Below are 11,662 nucleotides of genomic sequence, written 5' to 3'. Positions count from 1 at the left end.
TCTCCGTGTCATCGTCCGATACCGCTCCCCGCACCCCGATCGACGACATCCTGACCGAGCTCGCCGAGGTCGGCGCAACGATTGCGGTCGATGGCTCGAATCTCAGGCTCGGCTCGCCCAAAGGCAGAATCAGCAGCGAGCTGCGCGAGCGCATTCGCGCGAACCGCGATGCGCTGATTGCCTTTCTGGGCGCGCGCAACGCGAAGAGCGGGGAGCGGGCGCCACTGGTGCGCGTCGCGCGCGACAAGCCGCTTCCGCTCTCGTTCTCCCAGCAGCGGCTGTGGTTCTTGAATGAGCTGGAGCCTGGAAACCCGTTCTACAACATCCCGCTGACCGTGCGGATGCGCGGCCTGCTCGATATCGCGGCGCTGCATGCAAGCCTGAATGAAGTCGTGCGGCGCCATGAAGCCCTGCGCACCCGCTTCGTCATGATTGACGGCACGCCATTCCAGCAGATCGTGCCGCACCTGACGCTGACACTGGCGCAGGAGGACCTGAGCGCGCTGCCAGGCGACCAGCGGGAAACCCAGGCCCTGGCGCGAATGCAGGAAGAGGCGCGCACGCCGTTCGACCTGGTCGAAGGACCGCCGATCCGCGTCAGGCTGCTGCGGCTGGAAGCAGGCGAACATCTGGTGCTGCTCACGCTGCATCACATCGTCGCCGACGGCTGGTCGATGGGCGTGCTGATGCGTGAGATGGGCATGCTCTACGCGGCGTTCGCGCAGAAGAGCCCTTCGCCCCTTCCCGAGCTGCAAATCCAGTATGCGGATTTTGCCCAGTGGCAGCGCCAGGTGCTGTCCGGCGAGGAGCTGGACAGGCAGGTGTCGTACTGGAAGGCAAAGCTGGACGGCGCGCCCACGCTGCTTGCACTGCCCACCGACCGGCCCCGGCCGGCGACGCAGAGCTACCGTGGCGACACGCATTCCTTCGAGGTGCCGCCCTCGGTCACCGCGGGCTTGCGCGCACTGGGCCTGCGCTCCGGCGGCACGCTTTTCATGCCGCTGGCCGCCGCGCTCAATGTCCTGCTGGCGCGCTATAGCGGCCAGCGCGACGTCTGCATCGGAACGGCCATTGCCAACCGCACGCGCGGCGAAATCGAGCCCCTGATTGGCTTCTTCGTCAACACCCTGGTGCTGCGCACGCGCATGGAGGCCGACCCGAGCTTCCTGGACCTCGTGGAGCAGGTGCGGCGCACGGCGATGGAGGCCTATGCCCACCAGGACCTGCCCTTCGAGCAGCTGGTGGACGTATTGGCGCCGGAGCGGCATCTGAGCCACACGCCGCTGTTCCAGGTGATGCTGGGCCTGCAGAACGCGCCCATGGGCCGGCTGTCCCTGTCGAATCTGGTGTTGGAGCTCGACGGGGCGCACAGCAAGACCGCCAAGTTCGACCTCACCTTCTTCTTCACGGAGGAGGGCGAGCGGCTGCGGTCCATCATCGAATACAGCACCGACCTGTTCGACCGCTCGACCATCGAACGCATGGCGCGGCACTTCCTGGTGCTGGTGGAGGCCGCGGTCGCGCGGCCTCAGACGCCCATCTCGCGTCTGCCATTGCTGGATGGCGAGGAGCGCAAGGCGCTGCTGGCGGCGTGCAACGCGGCGTCGCGCTACGAGGTGGAAGGCACGCTGCACGGGCTGTTCGAGGCGCAGGCGGCCCGAAGGCCCCAGGCGGTGGCCCTCACCCACGAGGGCCGCTCGCTGGGCTACGGCGAGCTCAACGCCCGCTCCAACCGGCTGGCCCACCACCTGCGCTCCCAGGGCGTCGGGCCCGACGTGCTCGTCGGCCTGTGCGCCTCGCGCGGCATCGACATGCTGGTCGCCATGCTGGCCATCCTCAAGGCCGGCGGTGCCTACCTCCCGCTGGACCCGGACTACCCGGCCCAGCGTCTGCTGGGCATGCTGGACGACGCCCGGCCCGCCCTGGTGCTCACCCAGCAGGCCTTCCTGGAGCGGCTGGCCGGCGCGCGCCAGCCGCTGTGGTGCCTGGACCGCGACTGGGACTCGGTGGCGCGGTTGCCCGACGCCAACCCCGAGCCGCTCAGCGGTCCGCAGCACCTGGCCTACGTCATCTACACCTCCGGCTCCACGGGCCGGCCCAAGGGCGCGCTGCTGCAGCACGGCAACGTGCTGCGCCTGTTCCAGGCGACGCAGCCATTCGGCTTCAGCGAGCGCGACGTGTGGACCTTCTTCCACTCGCTCGCCTTCGACTTCTCCGTGTGGGAAATCTGGGGCGCGCTGCTGTATGGCGGGCGGGTCGTCATCGTGCCCGACGCGGTGAGGCGCTCGCCGCCTGCCTTCCTGGAGCTGCTCTCCAACGAAGGCGTCACGGTGCTCAACCAGACGCCCTCGGCCTTCTACCAACTGCTCGAGGCGGACGGGCAGCGGCCGCAGCCGCTGGCGCTCCGCAGCGTGGTGTTCGGCGGCGAGCGGCTGGACTTCCAGCGGCTCAAGCCCTGGTACGAGCGGCACGCGGCGGACAAGCCGCTGCTGGTGAATATGTACGGCATCACCGAGACCACGGTGCATGTGACGTACTACGCGGTGGGCCCCCAGGACGCGCAGAAGAGCGCGAGCCTGATTGGCGTGCCCATTGGAGACCTGCGCGCATACGTGCTGGACGCGCGCTTGGAGCCGGTACCGCCGGGGGTGGCGGGAGAGCTGTACGTGGCCGGGGCCGGGCTGGCGCGCGGCTATTTGAGGCGGCCGGAGCTGACGGCGGAGCGCTTCATCCCCAATCCGCACGCGGAAGCCGGCGAGCGGATGTACCGCACGGGAGACGCGGCGCGGCGGCTGGCGGGCGGGGGGCTGGAGTACCTGGGGCGGTTGGACGAGCAGGTCAAGGTGCGCGGCTACCGCATCGAGCTGGGGGAGATTGAGGCGGCGCTGTCCTCGGTGCCCGGTGTACGGCAGGCGCTGGTGATGGCTCGCGAGGACCGCCCCGGCGACAAGCGGCTGGTCGCCTACGTGGTGCCGAGCGCGCAGGAGGAGGACGCGCGGGACCGCTACGAGCTGCCCAACGGCATCCGCATCGCCCACCTCAACCAGCACGAGACGCGTGCCGTGTTCGAGGAGATCTTCGAGGAGGAGGTCTACCTGCAGAACGGCATCACGCTGGAGGACGACTGCGTGGTGTTCGACGTCGGCGCCAACATCGGCCTGTTCACGCTGTTCGTGCACGACCGCTGTGCCCGCCCCCGCGTCTACTCCTTCGAGCCGGTGCCGCCGGTGTTCGACGTGATGGCCCGCAACGTGGCGCTCCACGCGCCGGGCGCCACCGCGATGCCTTTCGGCCTGTCCAACCGGGAGCAGACCACCCAGATCCACTACTACCGCAACATGTCCGTCAACTCGGGCCTGTACGCGGATGCCCGGACCGAACGGGCGCTCACCGAGCGGTTCCTGAAGAACCAGTCGGCGGAGGCTGGCTCCTATCTGGACGAGCTGCTGGAGGGCAAGTTCGAGGCCGAGGTCTATCCCTGCCGTATCATCACGCTGTCGCAGGCCATCCGCGACACCGGCGTGGAGCGCATCGACCTGTTGAAGCTCGATGTCGAGAAGAGCGAGCTCGACGTGCTGTCGGGTATCGAGCCCGGCGACTGGCAGAAGATCCGCCAGCTGGTCATCGAGACGCACGACATCGACGGCCGCGTCGACACCATCCGCCGACTGCTGGCGGGCCACGGCTTCGGCTGCGTGGTGCACCAGAAGCGCGCCATGCAGGGCACGGGCGTCTACCAGCTCTATGCCGTGCGCGAGCGCGACGCGCAGGCACACGCGAACGGGCGTGCCACGCCACACGTGGGCCTGCTCCAACGCCGCGCGGAGGCGCCGTTCGCCGAGGCCGAGCAGGTCGCCGGCATGAACCAGGTGTTCGACCAGATCTACGGCCAGACGGCCACGCCGGACGACCTGACCTTCGACCTCTCGGGCTGGACCAGCAGCTACGACCGCCAGCCCATCCCGGCCGCGCAGATGCACGAGTGGGTGGACCAGACGGTGGCGCGCATCCGCGCGCTCGAACCCGAGCGGGTGTTGGAGCTCGGCTGCGGTACCGGCCTGCTGCTGCACCGGCTCGCGCCGTCGTGCACGCGGTACTGCGGCACCGACCTCTCTGGCGTGGTGCTGGACAAGGTGCGCCGCGGACTGGCCGCGCGCGAGCCCCTGCCCTGTGAAATCTCGCTGTTGCAGCGCCCGGCGGATGCGCTGAGCGACCTGCCCGGCGGGCCCTTCGACACCGTGGTGCTCAACTCGGTGGCGCAGTACTTCCCGAGCCTGGCCTACCTGACCACCGTGCTGGAGGGCGCGCTCGGACAGCTCGGCACGTCCGGCCACGTGTTCGTGGGCGACCTCCGACACGCCGGGCTGCTGGAGCTGCTCCACGCCTCCATGGCCCTGCACCAGGCCGAGCCGGACGCCCGCGTCGGCGAGCTGCGGCAGCTCGCGACGCAGAACGCGCGCCGCGAGGCCGAGCTGCTGGTCGACCCGGCGTACTTCTTCGCGCTGCGCCGACGCTTCCCGCGCATCAGCGGCGTCACGGTGCTGCCCAAGCGCGGCCAGGTGGACAACGAGCTGACGCGCTTCCGCTACGACGTGGTCATCTCCGTCGGCCAGGCGGCAGCCGGGCTCGCGCCGGACTGGCAGGGCTGGGAGAGCGAGGAGGCCGTGCGCCAGCGACTCGCGCGCGAGGCGCCGCCCTGCCTGGCCGTGCGCGACATCCCGCAGGCGCGGCTCGCCTCGATGCGCGCGGCGCAGGGCCTGCTGCACCGGATGGCCGACGAGGCGACGGCGGCCGAGCTCGCGCGCGAGCTGGACACCCAGCCCCTGCCGGGTGTGGACCCGGCACGTCTGGAGGCGCTGGCCGCGGAGCGGGGCTACACCGTGCGTTTCGCGCTCGCCTCGGGCGGCGAGGGAGGGCTGCACGCGGTGTTCCTGCGCGCGCCGCGCGCCATCGACTGGTCGGCGCTGTACCCGGTGGCGGGCGCGGACGACGCGTCGCTGCGCGCGCTGGCGCACGAGCCGTACTCGGAGGAGCGGCAGGCCGGGTTGCAGCACACGGTGCTGGAGCGGCTGCGCGAGCAGCTGCCGGCGTACATGGTGCCGGCGCACGTGGTCGTGCTGGACGCGCTGCCGCTCACGCCCAATGGCAAGGTGAACAAGAAGGCGCTGCCCGCACCCGACCTCACGCGGGGCGAGGCAGGCTACGTCGCGCCGCGCACCCCCATGGAGGAGGCCACCGCGCGCATCTGGGCGGAAGTGCTGGGCCTGGACCGCGTGGGCATCCACGACAACTTCTTCGACCTGGGCGGCCATTCGCTGCTGGCCACGCGCGTGATTTCCAAGGTGCGCGCGCAGCTGGAGGTGGAGCTGCAGCTCCGTGCCCTGTTCGAGGCGCCCAGCGTGGCCGAGCTGGCCGCGCGCATCGAGGCCGGGCGCGGCACGCGCAAGCGGGTGACGGCGCGCATCGAACCGGTGCCGCGCCAGGGCACGGCGCCGCTGTCCTACGCGCAGAACCGCTTCTGGTTCCTGGAGCAGTACCAGCCCGGTGTCCTGTCCTACAGCATGCCGGCGGCGCTCACGCTGTCCGGTGCCTGGGACGCACGGCGCCTCGCGCGCGCCTTCGACATGCTGGTGGCGCGCCACGAGCCGCTGCGCACCACCTTCACCCACCGCTCCGGCGTACCCGAGCAGGTGATTGCGCCGCCAGCGCCCCTGCGCATGGCGGTGGAGGACTTCAGCGGGCTCGGCGCGGCGCAGGCGAACGACGCCGTCGCGCGCGCGATTCGCGAGGAAGCGGCCACGCCCTTCCACCTGGAGCAGGGGCCACTGTTCCGCGTGCGCCTGCTCAAGGCCTCCGAGGGTGCGCACGTGCTGCTGCTCACGCTGCACCACATCCTCTACGACGGCTGGTCGCTCCGGGTGCTGCTGGAGGAGGTGATGCGGCTCTACGACGGCCTGCCGCTCGCGCCGCTGCCCATCCAGTACGCCGACTACTGCGATTGGGAGCGCCGACAGCTCACGGGCCCGGTGCTGCGCGAGCAACTCGACTACTGGAAGGAGCAGCTCGCGGGCGTCCCCGACCTGATGCCGCTGCCGACCGACCGGCCGCGTCCGGCGGCCATGACCTACCGCGGGCGGACGCACCGCGCCGCGCTGTCGCCCGCGCTGACCCGGCGCCTCACGGCCCTGGGCGGCGCCTCGCGCGCGACCCTGTTCATGGTCATGGCGGCGGCGTTCAAGGCGCTGTTCCACCGCCTGACGGGGCAGAACGACCTGAGCCTGGGCAGCCTGTCGGCCAATCGGCCCTACGGCACGGAGAACCTGATCGGCATCTTCGCGAACATCGTCACGCTGCGCAGCACCGTCGGCGAGGACAGCTCGTTCGCCGACGTGCTGGCCGCCACCGCGCGACAGGTGCTCTCGGTGCACGACTATCCGCTGCCGTTCGAGCTGGTGCTCACGCATCTCGTGGCCAGCCGCGACGCCTCGTACCTGCCCTACGCACAGGTGGTGCTCAACTTCTTCGACGACGCGGAGCTGGGCGGCGCACTCGAGGAGGTCACCTCGGCCGAGGGCCTGCGCATCGCCAACCGGCCGAGCGACCTGGGCGTGCAGGCCGACTTCGAAATCAAGGTCGAGATGCGACTGACGGGCGACCGGCTCCTGGTCGACTACGTCTACAACACCGACCTGTTCGACGCGGCGACCCTCGCGCGCTGGCACCACCACCTGGAGTGCCTGGCCGAGGCCGCCTGCGACGCGCCGGCTACGCGCATCTCGCGCCTGCCATTGCTGGATGGCGAGGAGCGCAAGGCACTGCTGGCGGCGTGCAACGCGGCGTCACGTTACGAGGTGGAAGGCACGCTGCACGGGCTGTTCGAGGCGCAGGCGGCCCGAAGGCCCCAGGCGGTGGCCCTCACCCACGAGGGCCGCTCGCTGGGCTACGGCGAGCTCAACGCCCGCTCCAACCGGCTGGCTCACCACCTGCGCTCCCAGGGCGTCGGGCCCGACGTGCTCGTCGGCCTGTGCGCCTCGCGCGGCATCGACATGCTGGTCGCCATGCTGGCCATCCTCAAGGCCGGCGGTGCCTACCTCCCGCTGGACCCGGACTACCCGGCCCAGCGTCTGCTGGGCATGCTGGACGACGCCCGGCCCGCCCTGGTGCTCACCCAGCAGGCCTTCCTGGAGCGGCTGGCCGGCGCGCGCCAGCCGCTGTGGTGTCTGGACCGTGATTGGGACTCGGTGGCGCGGTTGCCCGACGCCAACCCCGAGCCGCTCAGCGGTCCGCACCACCTGGCCTACGTCATCTACACCTCCGGCTCCACGGGCCGGCCCAAGGGCGCGCTGCTGCAGCACGGCAACGTGCTGCGCCTGTTCCAGGCGACGCAGCCATTCGGCTTCAGCGAGCGCGACGTGTGGACCTTCTTCCACTCGCTCGCCTTCGACTTCTCCGTGTGGGAAATCTGGGGCGCGCTGCTGTATGGCGGGCGGGTCGTCATCGTCCCCGACGCCGTGAGGCGCTCGCCGCCTGCCTTCCTGGAGCTGCTCTCCAACGAAGGCGTCACGGTGCTCAACCAGACGCCCTCGGCATTCTACCAACTGCTCGAGGCGGATGGGCAGCGGCCGCAGCCGCTGGCGCTCCGAAGCGTGGTGTTCGGCGGCGAGCGACTGGACTTCCAGCGGCTCAAGCCCTGGTACGAGCGGCACGCGGCGGACAAGCCGCTGCTGGTGAATATGTACGGCATCACCGAGACCACGGTGCATGTGACGTACTACGCGGTGGGCCCCCAGGACGCGGAGAAGAGCGCGAGCCTGATTGGCGTACCCATTGGAGACCTGCGCGCGTACGTGCTGGACGCGCGCTTGGAGCCGGTACCGCCGGGGGTGGCGGGAGAGCTGTACGTGGCCGGGGCCGGGCTGGCGCGCGGCTATTTGCGGCGGCCGGAGCTGACGGCGGAGCGCTTCATCCCCAATCCGCACGCGGAAGCGGGCGAGCGCATGTACCGCACGGGAGATGCGGCCCGGCGGCTGGAGGGCGGAGGGCTGGAGTACCTGGGGCGCTTGGACGAGCAGGTCAAGGTGCGCGGCTACCGCATCGAGCTGGGGGAGATTGAGGCGGCGCTGTCCTCGGTGCCCGGTGTACGGCAGGCGCTGGTGATGGCTCGCGAGGACCGCCCCGGCGACAAACGACTGGTCGCCTACGCGGTCTGCGAGCCCGAGGCGCGCGACGCGGCGCAGCTGCGCGTGGCGCTGCAGGGAACGCTTCCGCACTACATGCTGCCCTCGCACATCGTGCTGCTGGAGCGCCTGCCGCTCACGCCCAACGGCAAGATCGACCGCAAGGCGCTGCCAGCGCCCGACATCTCGGGTGAGGAGCGCGTCTACGTCGCGCCTCGCACGCCCACCGAGGAGGCCGTGGCCGCCATCTGGTCGGACGTGCTCCAGGTCGCGCGGGTGGGCGCAGGGGACAACTTCTTCGAGCTGGGTGGCCATTCGCTGCTGGCGACGCAGGTGGCGGCGCGGCTGCGCGACACCTTCGGCGTCGAGCTGCCGCTGCGCACCCTGTTCGAGACGCCGCACCTGGGTGCACTCAGCGCGGCCCTGAACGCGGCCCTGCGCGAGGGCCAGGGGCTGGACGTGCCACCGCTCGCGGTGCAGCGCCGCCCTACCCGCCTGCCGTTGTCCTATGCGCAGGAGCGGCTGTGGCTGCTGGAGCAGATCGAGTCGCTGGGCGCGGCCTACAACATCACGGGCGCCGTGCGCTTCGTCGGCGCGCTGGACGGCCAGGCCTTCGCGAGCACGCTGGCGGAGATCGTGCGACGCCACGAGGCGTTGCGCACGCGCTTCGCGGCCGACGACGAGACCATCGAGCAGCTCATCGAGCCGCCCGGCCGCTTCGCGCTGGAGCGCATCGACCTGTCCTCGCTGCCGGCGGCCGCACGCAAGGAGGAGGCGCAGCGCGCCATACACGCGGCGGTGGGCAGGCGCTTCGACCTCGCCAAGGGGTCGCTCTTCCATGCCGCGCTGCTGCGCCTGGCGCCGGAGGAGCACATCGTCGTGGTGGTGATGCACCACATCGTCAGCGACGGCTGGTCGCTGGGGGTGCTGATCCGCGAGCTGGGCGCGCTGTACACCGCGTATTCGCAGGGCCGGGAGTCGCCGCTGCCGGAGCTGCCGGTGCAGTACGCCGACTACGCCCTGTGGCAGCGCGGCTGGCTGCAGGGCGAGTCGCTGGAGAAGCAGGTCACCTACTGGAAGCAGCGGCTCGCGGGCGCTCCCGCCGCGTTGGACCTGCCGCTGGACCATCCACGCCCGCCGGTGCAGAGCTTCCGGGGCGCGAGCGCGTCGTTCGCGCTGCCCAGGGCGCTGACCGGGCAGCTGCAGGCGCTGGCGCGCGCGGAAGGGGCGACGCTGTTCATGGTGCTGCTGGCGGGCTTCCAGCACCTGCTTGCCCGCTGGAGCGGGCAGGAAGACATCGTGATTGGCACACCGGTGGCCGGCCGCACGGACCGGCGCACCGAAGGGCTGATTGGCTTCTTCGTGAACATGCTGGTGCTGCGCACCGACGTGTCGGGAGACCCGGCGTTCCGCACGCTGGTGGCGCGGGCGAAGGAGACTGCGCTGCAGGCCTACGCGCACCAGGACCTGCCGTTCGAGAAGCTGGTGGAGGAGCTCAACCCCGTGCGCGACCTCTCGCGCCCTCCCCTCTTCCAGGTGATGATCAACTCCTTCCTCACCGAGAACCAGCCGGGCTTCCTGGAGCTGCCGGGCCTGCGCGCCGAGGTCCTGGGCAGTGACGAGGTGAGCGCGCGGTTCGAGCTGATGCTGCGGCTGAACGGGCATGACGACGACGTCGTCTGCCAGTTCGAATACGCCACCGACCTGTTCGACCGCGCGACCATCGAGCGCTTCGGCACGCACTACGTCGCGCTGCTCTCGGAGGCCGTGGCCGAGCCAGACCAGCCGGTGTCCGGCTTCGCGCTTCTGAGCGCCGAGGAGCGGCACCAGCTGCTGGTCGGATGGAACGCCACCGCGTCCGGGCCGGAAGCCGACTGCATCCACCGGCTGGTTGCGCGGCATGCCCCGGACGCCGTCGCCCTGGTCTGGGACGACGAAACCCTGGGCTACGGCGCGCTGGACGCGTGGTCGAACCGGCTGGCCCGGTACCTGGGCACGCTGGGCCTCGAGCCCGAAACCGTGGTGGGTCTGGTGATGCAGCGGTCGCCGGCCACGCTCGCGGCGTGCCTGGGCATCTTGAAGGCAGGCCTGGCCTGCCTTCCGTTGGACCCGGCCCACCCACCCGAGCACCTGCGCGACCTGCTGGCCGACGGCGCGGCGGCGCTCGTGCTCGGCACGGACGGCTACGCCGATGCACTGGCGCGAGACGGCTGCCCAGCGCTGGACCTGACCGGGCTGGCGGAGCGCATCGCGGCCTTGCCGGACACGCCCGTGGACCGGGTGACGGGCCCCGACCACCTCGCCTGCCTGGTCGTGGCCTGGGATGCGTCCGCCACGGCGGGCATGGTGATGCTCACGCACCGCGGGCTGGCGAACCAGCTGGCCATGATGGCGCGGCACCGTGGCGCCGCGGGCGAGCCACTCCAACAGGCCTTCGGCTTCGAGCCGTCCGTGCAGGGCCTGCTGCAGCCTCTCGCCGCCGGTGCCCGGCTGCTGCTGGCGCCGCAGGAGGCGGAGGCGGCCGTGCCCGAGGACGTGAGCCTGTACGGCATGGCCAGGCTGCCGGCCGACCCGCAGGGGGCGCGGCTCGGACTGTCCGCGCCGGGCCTGCGCGCCTACGTGCTGGACCGGCGGTTGAGGCCACTGCCGGCGGGCGTGTACGGCGAGCTGTACATGGGCGGTGCCGAATGGGCGCGCGGCTACGCGGCACGGCCGGACCGCACGGCACGAGACTTCCTGCCGTCGCCCTTCGTGGAGGGCGAGCGCCTCTACCGCACGGGGGAGCTGGCACGGCGGCGTGCCGACGGTGCCCTGGAGTTCCTGGAGCCGCCGCGTCGGACGCGCATCGCCCGCAGCTGGGTGGAGCTCGGCGAGGTCGAGGCGGCGCTGCGACTGCATCCGCGCGTCGCGGAGGCGGTGGTGGCCGTGAGCGCGGACGCGCAGGGCCAGCCGCGGCTGACCGCCTACGTGGTGGCGGATGCCGCCGTGCCCGGCGGCGCGGCGGAGGGCGACGCCGAATGGAGCGCCTCGCTCATGCGACGGCTGCCGCGGCACATGCTGCCGTCCGCGGTGGTGGTGCTGGAGGCACTGCCGCGCACGCCGCGCGGCACCGTTGACTGGAAGGCCCTGCCAGCGCCGGGCGGCGGCGCGGCGGAGTACGTGGCACCGCGCACACCCGAGGAGCAAAGCCTGGCTGCGATCTGGGCCGAGGTGCTGGGCGTGGAGCGCGTGGGCGCGTTCGACAGCTTCTTCGACCTGGGCGGCCATTCGTTGCTGGCCACGCTGATGGTGGCGCGGCTGCGCGAGCTGTTTGGCATCGACCTGCCGCTGCGCACCCTGTTCGAGCTCCGCACGCTCGCGGCGCTGGCCGAATACGTCGCCAACGTGCGCTGGTCCGTCCAGGGTGGGCCGCCGCCGGGCGCCGCCGCGCAGGACGCGGACGACGAGGAGACGGGCGTCATATGACCCTTGGAGAAACGCAATGC

The 11,662-nt window shown here is 71.4% G+C and carries 1 protein-coding gene; it reads left to right on the top strand.

The genetic code is table 11. The features are described 5' to 3' along the window. The first annotated feature begins 5 nt into the window (after window positions 1-5). The gene (locus ACX9TP_RS14380; protein ID WP_482980296.1) at window positions 6-11,642 is read left to right on the top strand and encodes an amino acid adenylation domain-containing protein; all 11,637 of its coding nucleotides are present in this window, start codon (window positions 6-8) and stop codon (window positions 11,640-11,642) included. The last annotated feature ends 20 nt before the right edge of the window (window positions 11,643-11,662 follow it).

It is taken from the genome of Pyxidicoccus sp. M15, assembly GCF_056858435.1.
This window is presented reverse-complemented; position numbering and strand designations above follow the sequence as displayed.